The organism is Candidatus Krumholzibacteriota bacterium, from assembly GCA_016932415.1.
Lineage (GTDB): Bacteria > Krumholzibacteriota > Krumholzibacteriia > Krumholzibacteriales > Krumholzibacteriaceae > Krumholzibacterium.
Genome location: JAFGCX010000008.1, coordinates 19,664 through 36,084, shown reverse-complemented (window position 1 = coordinate 36,084; position 16,421 = coordinate 19,664). Strand labels below are relative to the sequence as shown.

Sequence of the window (16,421 nt, the reverse complement as noted above, 5' to 3'; positions counted from 1 at the left end):
CGGCTAAAGCACTCTGATAAACGGGAGTAATCAATGGATTCGATAAAAAACGTAGTCGATACCGCCGTCAAGTATATCTGGGAATTCCCCGAAGCGATGCCCTATTTCATCGTCCTTCTTCTCGGCGTCGGCATATTCCTTACGATCAGGATGAGGTTCATTCAGCTTCGAAAAGTCTCCCACAGCCTTGCCGTGATATCGGGATATTATGACGATCCTCGCGACAGTGGAGAGATCAGCCATTTCCAGGCTCTCACTTCGGCTCTTTCCGCCACGATCGGGATCGGAAACATATCAGGCGTGGCGATCGCGATCCATTATGGAGGCCCGGGAGCGATGTTCTGGATGTGGGTGACAGCCATCCTGGGTACCGCGTCGAAATTCGTCGAATGCACCTTGAGCACTCATTTCAGAAGGATCCATGATGACGGGACTGTCTCGGGCGGACCGATGTATTACATAGAAAAAGGAATGGGAAGGAATTGGAAATTCCTCGCCGTGATCTTTGCCATATGCGCCGTCATATCATCATTTGGCAGCGGCAACGCGGTGCAGGCCTTTACAGTGGCCGATTCGTTCAAAAGCGAATTCAGCATCCCGACATGGATAACCGGACTGGTACTGGCATCTCTGGTCGGCATGGTCATAATCGGAGGGATCAAAAGGATCGGAAAGGTCACGAGCAGGCTCGTACCGATAATGTCGATCATATATTTTGTGGGCGCCCTTACGGTCCTTCTGCTGCACGCTTCGAAACTTCCCGGAGCGTTCGGGGCTATATTCGCCGACGCTTTCACGGCTAGAGCGGGCGCCGGCGGATTTGTCGGGTCGTCCTTCATGTTCATGCTTCTCTGGGGAGTGAGGCGGGGCATATTTTCGAACGAAGCGGGACAGGGCAGCGCTCCGATTGCGCATGCCGCTGCCAGGACCGATGAACCGGTACGGGAGGGGCTGGTCGCCATGGTCGGTCCGTATATCGACACTCTCCTGATCTGTACTCTCACCGGGCTGGTCATCATAACAGTCGGTGTATGGAAAGATAAGAAGTTCGAGTCTGTACTTTTCGACAAGCAGGCGGAGATCCACCTGGTCGAGGCATCGGGTGTAGTGGGAGAAAACGGGAAGATAACGGGGGAGATAGAAAAGGCCGGTATCTTTCCCGTAACAAAAGGAGAAACGCCGGATATAAATTTTGTCAGAAACCACAGCCTTGTCGACTCCGCGGTGCTGCTGCACGGGGACGATCCTTTTACCGGTTCGATCATCGTGGCTGATGATGGCTCGACAGCTTTTGCCGACAGATATGGCGATCCTGTCCCCGCTGCCGATATTCGCCTCCAGGGCCTCTTTCTTCAGAACGGTTCACCATTGACCGCCTGGGCTTTCGGAACGGGCCTCTCTCCACTGGGAAGCTGGGGTAACTATATCGTTACTATCGCCGTCTTCCTTTTCGCTCTTTCGACAGCAATCTCCTGGTCGTATTACGGAGACAGAAGCATCGAATACCTTCTGGGACCATCCGCTATAATGCCTTACAGGTTCGTTTTCTGCGTCATGCAGTTCGTCGGCGCCGTATTCTCTCTCGAGATCGTCTGGGGATTCGGCGACGCCGCGCTCGGACTTATGGCTATCCCGAACCTTATAGCGATCGCCGCCCTTTCCGGGGTGGTGAAAAAACTGACCGATGATTACTTCTCCAGGAAACATAAAAGATACCGAACGTCGCTTTTTAAAAGAAATTAGCTGAATAGAAGTTCGGACGCTCAAACAGCCTACCGGATTCTTCATAAATAATATAAAAGCCTAAGTGTGAACAAAATAAGATATATACATCCGCCCAAAGATATAATCCCATTCACGTCATTGACACGTAATTAGATTAGGTATATAATATAAATGAAAGCTCCTGTTAGATTGGTGAGGCGAATGATTTTGGGAAAAATCCGCGGGCTCAGCTCTTACAGAGTTTGCTCCAGAGTCATCCACCCCCACGGTTAGAACGGGGGCTTTCTTTTTAGAGTCAACAAACAGAAGCCCTTTCCCGGCCTCCGCCCGGAAAGGGCTTCTGTCTTTCAAACAGCGTCTGTTCTGAATCCGCGGTTACTCGTCCCAGCTCGCTACGAGAGAATCCTGAAAATAAACAAAGCGTTTCTTGGTCCTGTCACGAGGATCCTTATAGATCCACTGTTCCTGCGCTACACCGCCGATCTCGCTCGTGTTTCTGTCATCGGGATATCCCCATGATTCGAGAGCGGCATCAATCTGCATCCCCTTGTAAAGCTCATGATTCGCTATAGCTTTTGCCGTTTTCTTGCCGAATTTCCTGAGATCCATCCTGTAGCGGTACTCGGGGTTCTTGAACCAGAGAGCCCTGCCGAGAGCCTCTTCGAACGATTCCATTGTCACAGGTCTTTCAATATTAAGCGCATGTCTTACTACACTTCTTTTGGGACCCTTTACTGTCACGGCCCCGCCCCAGTGCATATCCAGAGCGATTACTTTTACTTCGATATCCCTGTCGATTACCCTGACCTCGCGTTGTTCCGTACGGGTATTGTTCTCAATATTTATCAAAAGCGACCTGGTCCAGGCGGTCTTTCCGATATATTTTTCTTCCAGCGCGTCCATTTCCTCAAGAGAGAGATCCTTTAGCTGGGTCTCTACTACCTTGCAACCGGAGAAGATAAACAGCAGCAACAACGCAATAGAAATGCACTTTTTCTTGTCAGACACCCTTAACCCTCCTTAAAAATCAAATCTTAACGTATCTGTAAAATAGACGTAAAACAGAGTCAAATCAAGTATTTTTCTAAGAGACCCCTTTCAGATGCCTTAAAAGCAGTCTTCCCTTTACTGCCGAAAGATCTATTGCCACTACATCGATCCGGACCTGGTGGAAAAAAGCCTTATCTTCCCTGTTTGACAGATAGTTACAGGCGGCTTTCCGTATATTTGAAATCTTTTTCCTGCTTATCGAATCGTATGCTTCGCCGAATCTGTCGCTTTTCCTCGTCTTGACCTCGACGAATACGATACAGTCGTCATCTGACGCGATTATGTCGATCTCGAGATGTCCCGTTCTGAAATTCTTCTCTATGATCCTGTATCCGATCAATTCGAGATATTCGCCGGCTATTCTTTCCCCCGCCGCGCCGCAGACCTGGTTCCCCTTCACATCCACTCCTCCCGTCACAGATCCACTTTTGTCCTGAAACTCCTTCTATGTATGGCTGTCCTGCCCCTGAGTGCTATCGCTTCGAGATGACTCTTTGTTCCATATCCCTTGTTTCTGGAAAAATCGTATCCGGGAAATTCCTCTTCTTTTTCTCTTAATATCCTGTCTCTGGTGACTTTGGCGATAATTGACGCGGCTGCGACTGAAAAACTCTTGTTATCAGCACCCGCGACAGCCTCTGTACTGCAATCTATGCGTGGAATCTGACATCCGTCTATTATCACATGGCAGGGCACTAGCGGCAGGTTCTCGACTGCTATCCGCATAGCCTTTAAAGTAGCCTGCAGGATATTTATCCTGTCGATCTCCATCGGGCCGATGATCCCGACCGAACAGGCGACAGCTCTTGTCCTTATCTCGTCGAAGAGTTCTTCCCTCGTCTTTTCCGATAACAGCTTGCTATCGCGTACCCGCGAAAGCTCATCACACGGATCGCATATGACAGCGGCAGCGACTACGGGACCGGCGAGCGCTCCTCTTCCCGCCTCATCGACTCCCGCCAGAAATCTGACTGGAGGTCTCTTCCTGATCTCATCGAATGCGGTGAGATCGATGAAAGAGGTCCGGGTCGATCGGGACATTACTTTCCTCTGTCTGTCTTTTCGGGGATCCTGGCCGCTTTACCTTTCAGATTTCGCAGATAATAGAGTTTAGCCCTTCTGACTTTTCCCTTGCGAAGCACCTTGATGCCGGCAAGGTTCGGAGAATGCAGTGGAAAGACGCGCTCTACACCCACTCCCTGGGTCACTTTACGCACTGTGAACGTCTCTCCGACACCGCTACCCTTGCGCTGGATGACTGTTCCCTGAAACGCCTGGATCCTTTCCCTCTTGCCTTCAACAACTTTTACGTCGATGCGGACCGTGTCGCCGACGCTGAAGTCGCCAAGTGAGTTTTTCATCTGCCTGGCCGAGATCTGATCTAGAATATCCATTCTGCCTCTCCTTCATTTTTTTGATCTGATTCAAATCCACTTCCGGGCCCCGCCCGGCCTGTCTGGTAAATATATACCAGCGGTAATAAATTTACATCCTTTTCATTCGCTGCCGGAAAGATCGGGTCTGAACTTCTTCGTCCGCTCGAGCGCCGAACTCTTTCTCCACCGATCGATCCTGGCATGGTCGCCCGATATCAACACCTCCGGGACTTCCATCCCCCTGTATTCAGGCGGTCTTGTGTAATAAGCCGCGTCGAGTGAGCGCCCCCGTTCGATATCGAACGAATCTGTATCCCTGCTGCGCTCATCGCCCAGGACACCGGGGAAATTTCTCACTATCGAATCGGCGATGACGAGCGAGGGAAGTTCTCCTCCGCTGACAATATAATCGCCTATCGATATGGCGTCGGTCACGACAAGGTCCCTGACCCTTTCATCTACTCCCTTGTACCTGCCGCAGACAAATATGATCTTGTCCGCGCTCGAGAGTTCCCTTGCCATATCCTGGTCGAACAGCTTTCCCGCGGGCGAAAGCATTATGACGCGTACATCCCCTTCGTCACCATCGCCCCGGACCGATTCTACAGCCTCGACCACCGGTGGCGCCATCATTACCATCCCCGGTCCGCCTCCGTAAGGATAGTCATCGACAGAACCATGGCTGTCGACGGCGAAATCCCTCAGGTTGATGACGTTATATCTGGCAAGGCCTTTTCTGGAAGCGATACCCAGCACTCCCGTATCAAGGACTCCGCCGAAGAGTTCGGGAAAGATCGATATAAAATAAAAATCCATCCCGGGCCCTTTCACCATGTAAGATCGAGCAATCCTTCAGGTGGATCTATCTCGATCACGCCTCTGTCGAGGTCTATGAGCTTAACGACTTCCGGCACATTCGGAACAAGACATCGCTTTTCGTTTTTTTCTACTATCAGGCAATCCTGCTGAGGCCCTGAAAGAATGCCTGTGACTGTTCCGACCGGTGTCCCATCGATCTTGAAGACTTCCACGCCCTTGACCTGGAAAGGTTTCAACTCCCTGGGAAGAAGTCTCTCATCCAGCGCGTCGACGGAGATCTCCAAGGCATCTCCCATGATCGATTCAGCCTCGTCTATATCCTCGATCCCTGAAAACTTGATGATAAAAACATTTTTTCTTATCCTGTATCTGTCAATATGGACGATCCTGCGGACTCCATCTCGCGATACCAGGTCGAGCTTCTCCACATCAAGAGCCTCGACCCAGAAATCACTGCTGGGAAGTAATTTTACTTCACCTTTCAATCCAACAGTATTTACGATATTGCCCAGATACGCTGTATCCGATCGCATCTGAATGCTCATTCCCTGATCTCAAGAAGCACCCTGTTACCCATTCGGGTAGCGGCGGCATTGACCAGGGCTCGCAGTGCTTTGGCTGTCTGACCGTTCCTGCCGATCACTTTGCCGACATCGGATTTATCAACTGACAGCACTATGATCATTGTATCGTCGCGAGTCTCTTCGATGATCCTGATTGCTTCAGGATGGTCGACAAGCATCTCGCAGATCTTGTGTATCATCGTCTTAATAGGTTCTATATTCATCTGCTATTGGCTCCTTTTAAGTGCCGGCATGCTCCGTATCGATAGATATCTCTTTCAGTATATCTCCCGATGATATGAATAAATTTTCTCCGCTTCCGGTTCTACTCTTTCGGAGTCTCTCCCGCTTCATTCTCCGCGGGCGTCTCTTCGGCAGCTTTCTCGCTATCGGGAACTGCCTCTTCAGCCTTTTTCGCCGCTTCCTCTTCCGCCTTGTCCTTATCCTCCTGAGCTTTTTGGGCCGCCGCTACCGCTTTCTTTGATAGCTTTTCGACCTTTTTCCCTTCCGGTTTCGGCTGTTTTTCTCTTCTCGCTTCAATGACTTCATCGAGTTCGGAGATCTTGACTCCACTCTTCAGAAGCTGCCATCTCTCGAGCAATCCAGCCTTTTTCAGCACATCCGCCGTATTATCAGTCGGCTTGGCCCCGTCATCAAGCCATTTATAAAGTTTATCCTCGTCGATCTTGATATTGGCCGGTTCAGTCATCGGATCGTAAAATCCGAGCATCTCGATAAAACGGCCGTCGCGGGGAAACCTGGAATCCGCTGCGACAATACGGAAGAAGGGGTTCTTTTTCGAACCCATCCTCTTCATTCTGATTTTTACTGCCAACTCCTACCTCCGTTAAATACCTGGTTTCGATTCATCGTGAATGCGGAAAGCCTGCCGGCATCTTCCCGGCTGCTTTCGAAAATCGCTTCATCATCTTCTTCATCTGCTGAAACTGATTCAGCAGACGGTTCACGTCCTGAACGCTGGAACCGCTTCCGTTAGCGATCCTGCGCCTTCTCGATCCTCCGATAAGCTGCGGGGAACGCCGCTCCAGAGGAGTCATAGACTGGATGATCGCCTCGATCTTCTTCATCTCCTTCTCGCCCACACCGGACGGAAGGGCACCCTTCAACTTCATCCCTGGCACCATGCCGAGGATCTGATCAACCGGCCCCATTTTCTTCAGCCGCTGGAGCTGGTCAAGGAAGTCTTCGAGGGTGAATGCCTCCTTGAGAAGCTTGCTTTCAAGCTCCTTGATCTTCTTCTCATCCAGAGTATCCTGGGCCTTCTCCACCAGGGAGAGGATATCTCCCATTCCCAGGATCCTTCCAGCCATCCGATCGGGGAAAAACGCTTCAAGGTCTCCCGTTCTCTCACCGACACAGACGAATTTTATCGGCACACGCGCTATTGAGGAGACTGAAAGCGCGGCGCCACCACGTGTGTCCCCATCAAGCTTGGTAAGGACAACACCGGTGAAGTCTATCTCTTTTTTAAACTCGCGAGCGACAGTCACTGCTTCCTGTCCGGTCATGCTGTCCAGCACCAGAAGTGATTCCTCAGGCCTGAGGATCTCCTTCACCCTGCTCAGCTCATCCATCATCTCGCCGTCTATGTGAAGCCGCCCTGCTGTATCAACGATAATCGTGTCGCGAAGATTTTTCTTCGCTTCGATAACGGCTTTTCTTACTATCTCTTCCACCGGAAGATCGATTCCGGGAGCGAAGACCGGAGTATCTATCTCCCTGCCGAGTACCTCCAGCTGCTGAACAGCCGCCGGCCGATAAATATCGGCCGCGACAAGCAGGGGATTCCTCCCCTTTTTTCTCAGATATACGGCAAGCTTCGCCGTAAAACTCGTCTTGCCGGCCCCCTGAAGCCCGCACACCATCACTCCCGCCGGTGAACCGGAGAGCGTGAATGCCGTCGGCCCTCCACCGAGGATACTGATCAGTTCCTCGTGAACAATCTTTATAATCTGCTGGTCAGGAGTGAGGCTGTCCAGTACTTTCTCACCAAGAGCCCTCTCGCTGACATTCGCTATGAAACCCTTTACGACCTTGTAATTTACGTCAGCTTCGAGAAGCGCTCTTCGCACTTCCTTCATCGCCGCCTGGATATGGACTTCACGGACCTTTCCGTGTCCTCTCAACTCCTTGAATACGCGGGCGAACTTCTCACTCAGGTCCTGGAACACCTGCAATCACTCCCAGCCGTAAAAGATTTAAAGTAACACGATTTCCGGGGTCAGGCAAGTGAAATCACTATCTCTCTCAAGCGGGTCGAGGCCGGTCAGGACCGTCCTCTGATCGTGCTGATCGCCGTGAAATAATCGCTACTGCCGAAAACCGCCGTCCCGGCAACCAGGATCTGGCCGCCCGCGTCCCTCACCGACGCAGCGGTATCGCCATTGATACCTCCATCCACTTCTATGGCGAAATTATACCCGTTCTTCTCTTTTTTCGCCGCAGCCTGCTCTATCTTGGCAAGAACGTTGTTTATGAATTTCTGTCCCCCGAATCCGGGAAAGACCGTCATAAGGAGCAAAAGATCGATGCGCTCGATCACTTCTTCGATAGCAGAGAGAGGCGTATCAGGGTTGATAGCTATCCCCGCGGCGCATCCTCTTTCGTGAAGCCGGTCAATGATCGCCAGATGCCCCGACTTTACCGCCTCGTGATGAAAGCTGATCACCGAAGAACCCGCTTCTACAAAGGGATCGATATATTTTGCCGGATCATTGATCATAAGGTGAGTTATAAGAGGCGTATTCGCCAGCCTGGATATCGCGGACACGATGATAGGACCAAAAGTTATATTGGGAACGAAACAGCCGTCCATGACGTCAAGATGAAGAAAATCGGCGCCTGCTTTTTCCACCGATGAGATCTCTTCGCCAAGGATCGAAAAATCGGCTGCCAGCACTGAGGGAGCCACGGCGATCCTGCCCTGGTCAATCGATTGTCGAAACGACGAGCTCAATAGTGCCTCCTTCTTTGATCGAATAACCGGCGGGAGGAGTCTGGAAGAGGATGGTGTCGGGAAATCTGTCCCTGTCACGCCGGCTTACTACCCTTGTCACATGGAAACCGCTTCGTTCGAGTCTTTCTCTTACAAAAAGAAGATCCTTGCCGACCAGGTCCGGCATCAGGTATTCTTCCGGTTCTCCAGTCATCATCAGAAGAATATCGATCTCCTTATCGAGATGTACGCGACTTCCTGAAGACGGGCTCGTCGATACTACCCTGTTTTCACCGTTCCGGTTTGAAAAGATCCTTACGATCCTGCCTTTCTGTAGACGCGCGTTTTCGATCATCAGCTCAGCCTGTCTCAGCGAAAGTCCCACTATATCAGGGACTTCTTCCGTTTCCCTGCCGGTGCTGACGAAGACCCTTACCGTCCTCATCCCCTTCAGGCTTTCTCCATATCTCGGTATCTGCTCGATGACCGTACCTGATGGAAACTCATCTGAATGCCTTTCGCCGGCGACCATCATTTTCAGCCCCTTGTTCTCGCAGGCTTTCTCTGCCGGTTGTATCAGCATTCCGGTAATATCAGGAACTATGACCATATCCCTCCTGCCCACAAGGGCCGGCAGGATAATAAAATTGAATATGATGACCCCGGCGATAAACGCCCCCGTTATGACAAATAGATAAAACAGGACCGGATGCCAGTGTTTTTTCTTTTCACCCTCCACGATCATGCCTCCTGACCCAGAACACTGCCTACTTCAATGCGATATCCCCTGAGAAACTGCCCCGCTTCCAGGACCTTTTTCCCCTGCGCCTGTATAGTCCTTATCCTGATCGAGCCTGTTCCGCACGCAACTATCAGATCATCACCGGAAGCTGAAACTATCCCGCCCGGCGCCGCGCGGGAAGGGATCATGTCATAAGGTTCCGCGCTGTGGATCTTGATATACTCCCCCTGGTAGCGCGTATGGCTTCCCGGCCAGGGATTCATACCCCTTATATGGTTATGCACCTCTATGGCAGTCTTTTTCCACGGTATCGCCCCGTCTTCCTTCTTCAGCAGGGAGACTGTGGAAACGCCATCCTCTTGCTGCTCGACCGGGGAGAGGTTTTCGTCTTCTATGGCGCGCAACGTTTTCAGAAGCAGCCCGGCTCCCCTCTCGGCGAGCCTTGAGGAAAGAGACCCCGCGTCTTCCATCGGATCGATCGGTTCAACGGCCTGCATGAATACAGGTCCGGCATCCAGATCCCTCACCATTCTCATCGTACTGATACCGGTGAAGGAAATACCGTCCCTGATAGCGATATTGACCGGGCTCGCTCCCCTGTAGGCGGGAAGAAGAGACGCGTGCAGGTTGACAGGTTCCTTCGACGGAATATTGAGAAATCTTTCCGGGAATATCAGCCCGAAAGCTACTACAACGAAATAGTCCGCCCCGCGCCCGGCAAATGATCCGAAAACATCCTCTTTCCTGAAACTGCTTACGACCCTGACGGGAAGGCCGTTCTCCACGGCAAGGGCCTTGACCGGCGTTGGACTGCTTGCCCTGCCCCTGCCAGAGGGTCTGTCCGGCTGCGTTACTACCAGCTCGGGGCAGAATTCCGTCGGAATCAGGATTTTCAGGGAAGGAAGAGCAAAATCGGGGGACCCGAAAAATATCACCCGCGGCATCGAGTTACTCCTGTCTTGCCCTCCTGGCAAGTTCCTTCAATTTATTTTTTATCATCATCTTTTTGGCAAAGGAAAGCCTGTCGGTAAAAAGCACGCCGTTGAGATGATCAAGTTCATGCTGGATTATTCTCGATACGAGCCCCTCGACCTGTATCTTCTTCTCTTCTCCATTTTCATCCTGGTATTGAAGGACTATGGCCACCGGGCGGATCACGTTCCCCCTGATACCCGGAACGCTGAGACAGCCTTCCTCGATGCTTTCAGTCTCTGCTCCCGTATCGATTATCTCGGGATTTATAAGTTTCAGAAGAGTCTCATCATTCTCTGGTTCCGGATTGACGACAGCCACCATCGCGGAGACCCCTACCTGGGGGGCGGCGAGACCGACCCCTCCCTCATAGATCATCGTCTGGACCATATCATCCAGAAGCACGGTCAACGATTCATCGAAGACTTCTACCTTCCGGGCTTTTTTTCGCAGGATGCCGTCACCGACTATCCTCAGATTTCTTCTCGACACTGGATCTCTCCCCGTCACCGGGTCTACTGGTCGCCCTTCCTTTCGATCACTGTGGCAATGGCGCTTTTTACGATCTCGACCTTTACGTTTTCCGCGATCTTGATTACGGCGACATGATCTTTGGCATCAACGATAGTCCCGTAAAGGCCTCCGTTGGTGACTACCTTGTCGCCCTTTCGCAACTGGGACAGCAGGTTCTGATGCTCCTTCTGCTTCTTCTGCTGCGGCCTGATCAGGATAAGGTAGAATACGACGAATATAAGAATTATCGGCACGAACATCATTAGTGGATTTCCACCTTCGCCTGACTGTGGGCTGCCGCTGAGAGCAAAAAGGATCTCCGACATACTTCCTCCTTAAAATACCGTACACCCCTGGCCTAAAGCGGGGGTCGATTTTTCATAAAAGAATCTCCGTAACCGGCGTAAAAACTCTTTCTCCATTCGAGAAAATCGCCATCTTTTATAACTTGCCTCATTTGACACATCAGATGCAAGTAAAAATGGAGATTATGCCAGCTTGCCAGCCTCGGACCGAGCATCTCTCCGGCCATGAAAAGATGTCTCAGGTAAGCCCTTGAGTAGTTTTTGCAAGTATGGCAATCGCACTGCGGATCGATCGGGCCGAAATCCCTGCTATTCGCGGCATTCTTAAGAATCATCCGGCCATTGGCGGTAAATACCGTCCCGTTTCTCGCGTTGCGTGTCGGCATGACGCAATCGAACATATCGATGCCCCTCGCGACCGCTTCGACAAGATCCTCGGGAAATCCGACTCCCATGAGATACCTCGGTTTTTCCTCGGGCAGGATCGCTGTCACAAGCCTCGTCATTCCGAGCAGTTCATCCTTCGGTTCTCCGACCGAAAGGCCGCCTATCGCGTACCCGGGGAAATCAAGCGAAACCAGTTCCTTCGCCGATTTTTCCCTGAGATCGGGAAATACCGATCCCTGGACGATAGCGAATAAGACCCTCTCATATCCATCTCTCGTGATCCTGGCGCCGTGCTCGACAAGGCTCCTCTTCGCCCAGAGAGTCGTCCTGGCCAGAGCCTCTTCGGCCGATTGGCGGCTGCATGGATACTCTACGCAATGGTCGAGGACCATCATTATGTCAGAACCTATATCAAGCTGGATATTGACGACACTTTCAGGGGTGAGGAACCGCATCGAACCGTCTATATGCGATTTAAACCTGACTCCCTCATCAGTGATCCTGTTAAGATCGGCAAGGCTGAAGACCTGGTAGCCGCCGCTGTCAGTAAGAACCGGGCCATCCCACGACATGAAACGCTGTATTCCTCCCGCCTCGCGGATAAGTTCTTCGGAAGGCCGAAGATGGAGATGATATGTATTGGCGAGAATGATCTGGGCGCCCGTTCCCCTGAGATCGGCCGAGGAAAGTGATTTTACGCTGCCCTGCGTTCCTACCGGCATGAAGATCGGAGTCTCGACCGGTCCATGGTCGGTCGTTATCCGTCCCGCCCTTGCTCCGGACCTGTCTGTGGCTATAAGATCGAAACTGAATGGCACTGGAGGTCCCTCCCTGGCCTACCTTATGAACATCACGTCGCCGTAGCTGTAAAACCTGAATCTTCTCTGAACCGCCCATTTATACGTGTTGAGCATCTTTTCCCGGCCGGCAAAGGCGGAGACGAGAACGAAAAGGCTCGACATCGGAAGATGAAGGTTCGTCACAAGGGCGTCGACCACCTTGAATTCAAATCCCGGATAAATAAACAGGTCGGTCCATCCGGTTATGTATTCCACTTCATCGATCACTTTTATCTTTTCTTCGATGATTTTTCCGGAAGCAAGGGCTTCGAGCGTCCTGGTCACGGTAGTACCGACGGCGACAATACTCCGTCCGGAATCTTTCGCCTCTCTGACGGCGTCCCAGTAATCTTTTCTGATCATGATATATTCGGGAGAGAGTATATTTTCCTCGACGATCTCCGATTCGAGCGGCCTGAAAGTCCCCGGGCCGACATGCAGAGTTATCGGAATGACTGTGCCGCCCCTCTGAGCTATATCCCTGAAGACCTTTTCGGTAAAATGCAACCCGGCCGTCGGAGCCGCTACGGATCCGTCTTCCCTGGCGAATATCGTCTGGTATCTTTCAACATCATCATCTTCCATCTCCCTCTTTATATATGGAGGAAGCGGGACATTCCCGAACCTTTTTATGAACTGCATGTTCGAAGTCGTGTCTGGCAGGGATACTATCCATTCGCCTTCACCTATCTCCTCATCGACTTTGACCTCGTGCCCGGCTTCCCCTATGTACAAAGAATCTCCAGGCCTTAACCTCTTCGATGGCCTGCAGAGCGCACGCCATCTGTTTCCACCGAGGTCACGCGTAAGAAAAAGCTCGATAGTTGCTCCCGTTTCTTTCGAACCGTAAAGTCTCGCAGGTATCACCTTCGTCTCGTTGACGACGATCAGTTCGCCATCCTGCAGATATCTCGCGAAATTGGAAAACCTTGTTTCGCGGATCTCGCCGAGGCTTCGGTTAAATAGTATCATCCTGCTGTCGTCGCGTTTTTCGGCGGGGTACTGGGCGATCAGATCCTCGGGGAGTTCATAATTGAAATCGTTGAGATTCATAAAGATTCTTCGCTATCCGGATCAACTGCCATGATTGAAGAAATTACCCTGGGGACCCTTCTCTCCACCCCTTGCCATCTCCATATGTTCATATCCCGAATCGGTCACTATTCTTCCTCTCGATGTCCGCTGCAACAATCCCTCCTGGATCAGGTATGGTTCGTAGACATCCTCGATCGTCTCACCCTCTTCAGCGACCGCGACGGAAAGAGAACTTATTCCGACTGGACCTCCTGAGAATTTTTCTATGATCGTGGCAAGTATCCTCCGGTCCATCTCATTAAGGCCCTTGCCGTCGACTTCGAGCATGCCGAGAGCATAGTCAGCTATCTCGCGGTCGATAATACCTTTCCCCTTGATCTGCGCGAAATCACGCACTCTTCTCAGAAGCCTGTTAGCGATCCTCGGAGTCCCCCGCGACCTTCTCGATATCTCAACCGCTCCTTCCTCTTCGATCGACACATTCAGCAACCCGGCGGAACGTTTGATTATCATCAGGATGTCATCGGGTGAATAGAAATCGAGCCGCATTATCACGCCGAATCTGCTTCTCATTGGAGGAGTGATCATACCGGCCCTCGTTGTCGCTCCGACAAGGGTGAACGGTTCTATTGTAAGAGAATAGTGCCTGGCATGAGGCCCCTTGTCGACTATCAGTTCGCATCTGAATTCTTCCATTGCCGGATATATATGTTCTTCGACCACTCTGCCAAGCCTGTGGATCTCGTCTATAAAGAGAACATCTTTCGCTTCGAGCTGGGTCAGAATTCCCAGAAGTTCTGCCGGCGACTGGAATACAGGCCCTGATGAAGTCCGGATATTGACGTTCAGTTCGCGCGCGATTATATGGGCAAGAGTCGTTTTTCCAAGTCCCGGAGGTCCATAGAGAAGAACATGATCGAGTTGTTCATTCCTCTCCCTGGCCGCCTGTATGAATATACTGAGGTTTTCCTTGAGTTTTTCCTGTCCCACGAACTCGGCGATAGTGACCGGCCTGAGCCTTGCCTCTGATTGCAGTTCTTCCGCTGCCGGCGCGGGATCTGTTATCATTCGATCAGTCATCGGGATTCTCCTGCCCTGATTCTACGTCGCCACTCTTTTTAAAGCAATACGCACTATATCTTCCACTCGATATGAATCTCCAAGTTCCTCCGGGTCTATATCATCAAGCGCCTTTTTCGCTCCAGCTCTGTTCAATCCGATCGAGACCAGGGCGGCAAGGGCTTCATCCATCATCTGGCGGCCAGGTATATTTTCTTTTTCTGCCGATGAAAGATCAAAAGGTGTTATATCGATCTTGTCCTTCAGTTCAAGTATCAGCCGCTCAGCAGTTTTCTTGCCGATCCCGGGCATAGTCACCAGTTTCCCTGAATCGCCATGATGTATCGAGGCGGCGATTTCGGCCGGGTCCGCAGCCGACAGGATCCCCATCGCGACCTTTGGACCGATACCAGAGACTCCTATCAAAGCAAGAAATATCTTTCTTTCAGATTCAGATCTGAAACCGAATAGCGAGAGCTGATCCTCGCGGACATATAGCCAGGTAACCAGCCGGACCCTCTCTCCGGCCTCCCCTATGGTAGAGATCGTCTTCTCCGAGACACTCAGATCGATACCCAGGCCTCCGACCTCGATAACAATACCGTTCTCTCTCTTTTTAGCCAGAATGCCTTCTATCGATGCTATCAAATCAACCTCCCGGCAGGATCAGCCTTTCTTTCACCACCGGTTCATTACTCCAGCCTTTCGGGAATACTGACGGAAAAACAGCCTTACAGGATCCTTCCCGCGATACCGGATATTCTCAGCATGTGGCAGAACGCTATCGCGAGGGCGTCCGTTTCATCTTCCGTCGCGGGTTCATTCTTCATGCCCAGCAGCTTTGCTACCATCAGGGCGACCTGGCTCTTGTGAGCCGCGCCCGACCCGACGACACTCCTTTTGACTTCCCTGGCAGAATATTCAAAAAGTTCTATTCCCGCCTCGGCCGCGGAAAGGAGAGCAACTCCTCTCGCTTCACCCAAGGTTAATGCACTTTTGGGATTCCTGGCAACAAAGATATCCTCGATGGCGATAGCAGTCGGCTGGAAGCGTCCTATGACTTCATCCAATCCCTTCTTTATCTCCATGAGCTTGAAGTGTTTCGGGTTTTTCGTATCTACCCTGATCACTCCCGACGCGACATGGATTATGCTGCTTCCCTTTCTGCTCACAACGCCGTACCCCGTAATACGGCTTCCCGGATCAATTCCCATTGTCAAAGACAACTTTTCACCCCGATATAGATATTTTACGATCAGTTGTCACAAATAATCTTGCGGAAAAAACAGGCTCCCGCCGGATAAGATCAGGAAGTCCTACAACTCCTTCTCGATCTCCTGCAGGATATCATCCGGTATATCGAAGTTCGCGCTGACGCGCTGAACATCATCGTTATCCTCAAGAGCGCTGATAAGTTTGAGGACCGATTTGCCCGTGTCGAAATCGAGGTCGACAACGGTCTTCGGATGCAGAGATACCTCTGCCAGTTGATAGGGCAGGCCCGCTTCGGATATCTTCTCCCTGATATTCTCAAAAGCATCGGGCGCGGAGATTATCTCGAACTGGCCGCCTTCCGATCTTACATCTTCAGCGCCGTTTTCGAGAGCTATCTCATAGACCCTTTCCTCTTCAGCATCTTTCTCATCGATGATTATCAGGCCTTTGCTTTCAAAGAGATATGAGACTGAATGAGGCGCGCCGAGATGCCCTCCGAATTTCGAGAAGATGTGCCTGACTTCCGCTGTCGTCCGGTTTCTGTTATCGGTAAGCGACTCCACCAGTACGGCGACTCCTCCATTCGCGTATCCTTCGAAAGCGCATGATTCGTAAGTGACGCCGGGAAGTTCCCCTGTCCCGCGCTTGATCGCCTTCTCCACGTTTGCGACCGGCATGTTGGCGTCTTTCGCGCTCTGGACCGCCGTTCTCAGCCTGGGATTCGAATCCTTGTCTCCCCCGCCCTCTCTGGCCGCGACCGTGATCTCCTTGATCAGCCTGGTAAAGACCCTGCTTCGCTCGGCATCAGCCTTTCCTTTTTTTCTTTTGATCGTACTCCACTTCGAATGTCCAGACACAAACGCCT

Annotated in this window: 21 protein-coding genes; 1 reads left to right on the top strand and 20 read right to left on the bottom strand. The window is 51.5% G+C overall.

What is annotated here, in order from left to right; translation table 11 throughout:
- The first annotated feature begins 33 nt into the window (after positions 1–33).
- Positions 34–1,743: an alanine:cation symporter family protein gene (locus JW814_02120; protein MBN2070225.1), complete on the top strand. Its 1,710-nt coding sequence runs from the start codon at positions 34–36 to the stop codon at positions 1,741–1,743.
- Positions 1,744–2,100: 357 nt separating this feature from the next.
- Here JW814_02120 and JW814_02115 read toward each other — a convergent pair whose 3' ends face one another.
- The 20 genes from JW814_02115 to JW814_02020 all read right to left on the bottom strand — a co-directional run bounded on the left by JW814_02115 (position 2,101) and on the right by JW814_02020 (position 16,413).
- On the bottom strand, positions 2,101–2,733 hold the full coding sequence (locus tag JW814_02115) for a hypothetical protein (GenBank protein MBN2070224.1): 633 nt from the start codon (positions 2,731–2,733) through the stop codon (positions 2,101–2,103).
- Positions 2,734–2,809: 76 nt separating this feature from the next.
- Positions 2,810–3,175, bottom strand: a complete 366-nt coding sequence (locus JW814_02110; protein MBN2070223.1) for a YraN family protein — start codon at positions 3,173–3,175, stop codon at positions 2,810–2,812.
- 14 nt (positions 3,176–3,189) lie between these two features.
- Positions 3,190–3,816 carry a ribonuclease HII gene (locus JW814_02105; GenBank protein ID MBN2070222.1) on the bottom strand — a complete coding sequence of 209 codons (627 nt, stop codon included), beginning with the start codon at positions 3,814–3,816 and terminating at the stop codon, positions 3,190–3,192.
- On the bottom strand, positions 3,816–4,169 hold the full coding sequence (gene rplS / locus JW814_02100; protein MBN2070221.1) for a 50S ribosomal protein L19: 354 nt from the start codon (positions 4,167–4,169) through the stop codon (positions 3,816–3,818). The genes JW814_02105 and rplS overlap by 1 nt, the downstream gene beginning before the upstream one ends.
- Positions 4,170–4,271: 102 nt before the next feature.
- Positions 4,272–4,967: a tRNA (guanosine(37)-N1)-methyltransferase TrmD gene (gene trmD, locus JW814_02095; protein ID MBN2070220.1), complete on the bottom strand. Its 696-nt coding sequence runs from the start codon at positions 4,965–4,967 to the stop codon at positions 4,272–4,274.
- An 11-nt stretch (positions 4,968–4,978) separates the two neighbouring features.
- The gene (gene rimM, locus JW814_02090; protein ID MBN2070219.1) at positions 4,979–5,503 is read right to left on the bottom strand and encodes a 16S rRNA processing protein RimM; all 525 of its coding nucleotides are present in this window, start codon (positions 5,501–5,503) and stop codon (positions 4,979–4,981) included.
- 8 nt (positions 5,504–5,511) lie between these two features.
- A complete protein-coding gene (locus JW814_02085) occupies positions 5,512–5,751 on the bottom strand; it encodes a KH domain-containing protein (protein ID MBN2070218.1) in 240 nt (79 codons plus the stop codon).
- 107 nt (positions 5,752–5,858) lie between these two features.
- Positions 5,859–6,368, bottom strand: coding sequence for a 30S ribosomal protein S16 (rpsP, locus tag JW814_02080; GenBank protein MBN2070217.1), 510 nt, complete (start codon positions 6,366–6,368; stop codon positions 5,859–5,861).
- A 31-nt stretch (positions 6,369–6,399) separates the two neighbouring features.
- Complete coding sequence (gene ffh, locus JW814_02075) at positions 6,400–7,725, bottom strand: signal recognition particle protein (protein ID MBN2070216.1); 1,326 nt, start codon at positions 7,723–7,725, stop codon at positions 6,400–6,402.
- A 95-nt stretch (positions 7,726–7,820) separates the two neighbouring features.
- Positions 7,821–8,471 carry a ribulose-phosphate 3-epimerase gene (gene rpe / locus JW814_02070; protein MBN2070215.1) on the bottom strand — a complete coding sequence of 217 codons (651 nt, stop codon included), beginning with the start codon at positions 8,469–8,471 and terminating at the stop codon, positions 7,821–7,823.
- A 10-nt stretch (positions 8,472–8,481) separates the two neighbouring features.
- Positions 8,482–9,228, bottom strand: coding sequence for a PASTA domain-containing protein (locus JW814_02065; protein MBN2070214.1), 747 nt, complete (start codon positions 9,226–9,228; stop codon positions 8,482–8,484).
- 2 nt (positions 9,229–9,230) lie between these two features.
- Positions 9,231–10,175, bottom strand: coding sequence for a methionyl-tRNA formyltransferase (locus tag JW814_02060; protein MBN2070213.1), 945 nt, complete (start codon positions 10,173–10,175; stop codon positions 9,231–9,233).
- A gap of 4 nt (positions 10,176–10,179) precedes the next feature.
- On the bottom strand, positions 10,180–10,695 hold the full coding sequence (gene def / locus JW814_02055) for a peptide deformylase (GenBank protein ID MBN2070212.1): 516 nt from the start codon (positions 10,693–10,695) through the stop codon (positions 10,180–10,182).
- Positions 10,696–10,718: 23 nt separating this feature from the next.
- Positions 10,719–11,042 carry a preprotein translocase subunit YajC gene (gene yajC / locus JW814_02050; protein MBN2070211.1) on the bottom strand — a complete coding sequence of 108 codons (324 nt, stop codon included), beginning with the start codon at positions 11,040–11,042 and terminating at the stop codon, positions 10,719–10,721.
- A 32-nt stretch (positions 11,043–11,074) separates the two neighbouring features.
- The gene (gene tgt, locus JW814_02045) at positions 11,075–12,226 is read right to left on the bottom strand and encodes a tRNA guanosine(34) transglycosylase Tgt (protein ID MBN2070210.1); all 1,152 of its coding nucleotides are present in this window, start codon (positions 12,224–12,226) and stop codon (positions 11,075–11,077) included.
- Positions 12,227–12,244: 18 nt separating this feature from the next.
- On the bottom strand, positions 12,245–13,300 hold the full coding sequence (queA, locus tag JW814_02040) for a tRNA preQ1(34) S-adenosylmethionine ribosyltransferase-isomerase QueA (GenBank protein MBN2070209.1): 1,056 nt from the start codon (positions 13,298–13,300) through the stop codon (positions 12,245–12,247).
- A 21-nt stretch (positions 13,301–13,321) separates the two neighbouring features.
- Positions 13,322–14,362, bottom strand: a complete 1,041-nt coding sequence (gene ruvB / locus JW814_02035) for a Holliday junction branch migration DNA helicase RuvB (protein MBN2070208.1) — start codon at positions 14,360–14,362, stop codon at positions 13,322–13,324.
- Between the two features lie 21 nt (positions 14,363–14,383).
- Positions 14,384–14,989 (bottom strand): Holliday junction branch migration protein RuvA, encoded by a 606-nt coding sequence (gene ruvA / locus JW814_02030; GenBank protein MBN2070207.1) that lies wholly within the window; start codon positions 14,987–14,989, stop codon positions 14,384–14,386.
- Between the two features lie 83 nt (positions 14,990–15,072).
- Positions 15,073–15,567: a crossover junction endodeoxyribonuclease RuvC gene (ruvC, locus tag JW814_02025; GenBank protein ID MBN2070206.1), complete on the bottom strand. Its 495-nt coding sequence runs from the start codon at positions 15,565–15,567 to the stop codon at positions 15,073–15,075.
- A 90-nt stretch (positions 15,568–15,657) separates the two neighbouring features.
- Positions 15,658–16,413, bottom strand: coding sequence for a YebC/PmpR family DNA-binding transcriptional regulator (locus tag JW814_02020; GenBank protein MBN2070205.1), 756 nt, complete (start codon positions 16,411–16,413; stop codon positions 15,658–15,660).
- Positions 16,414–16,421: the final 8 nt, after the last annotated feature.

Excerpts from the sequence above, each read along its gene's own strand:
- rplS (MBN2070221.1), bottom strand. The coding sequence starts at position 4,169 with ATGGATATTCTAGATCAGATCTCGGCCAGGCAGATGAAAAACTCACTT.
- trmD (MBN2070220.1), bottom strand. The coding sequence starts at position 4,967 with ATGGATTTTTATTTTATATCGATCTTTCCCGAACTCTTCGGCGGAGTC.
- queA (MBN2070209.1), bottom strand. The coding sequence starts at position 13,300 with ATGAATCTCAACGATTTCAATTATGAACTCCCCGAGGATCTGATCGCC.
- JW814_02120 (MBN2070225.1), top strand. The coding sequence starts at position 34 with ATGGATTCGATAAAAAACGTAGTCGATACCGCCGTCAAGTATATCTGG.
- JW814_02060 (MBN2070213.1), bottom strand. The coding sequence starts at position 10,175 with ATGCCGCGGGTGATATTTTTCGGGTCCCCCGATTTTGCTCTTCCTTCC.
- rimM (MBN2070219.1), bottom strand. The coding sequence starts at position 5,503 with ATGCGATCGGATACAGCGTATCTGGGCAATATCGTAAATACTGTTGGA.
- ruvB (MBN2070208.1), bottom strand. The coding sequence starts at position 14,362 with ATGACTGATCGAATGATAACAGATCCCGCGCCGGCAGCGGAAGAACTG.
- JW814_02105 (MBN2070222.1), bottom strand. The coding sequence starts at position 3,816 with ATGTCCCGATCGACCCGGACCTCTTTCATCGATCTCACCGCATTCGAT.
- yajC (MBN2070211.1), bottom strand. The coding sequence starts at position 11,042 with ATGTCGGAGATCCTTTTTGCTCTCAGCGGCAGCCCACAGTCAGGCGAA.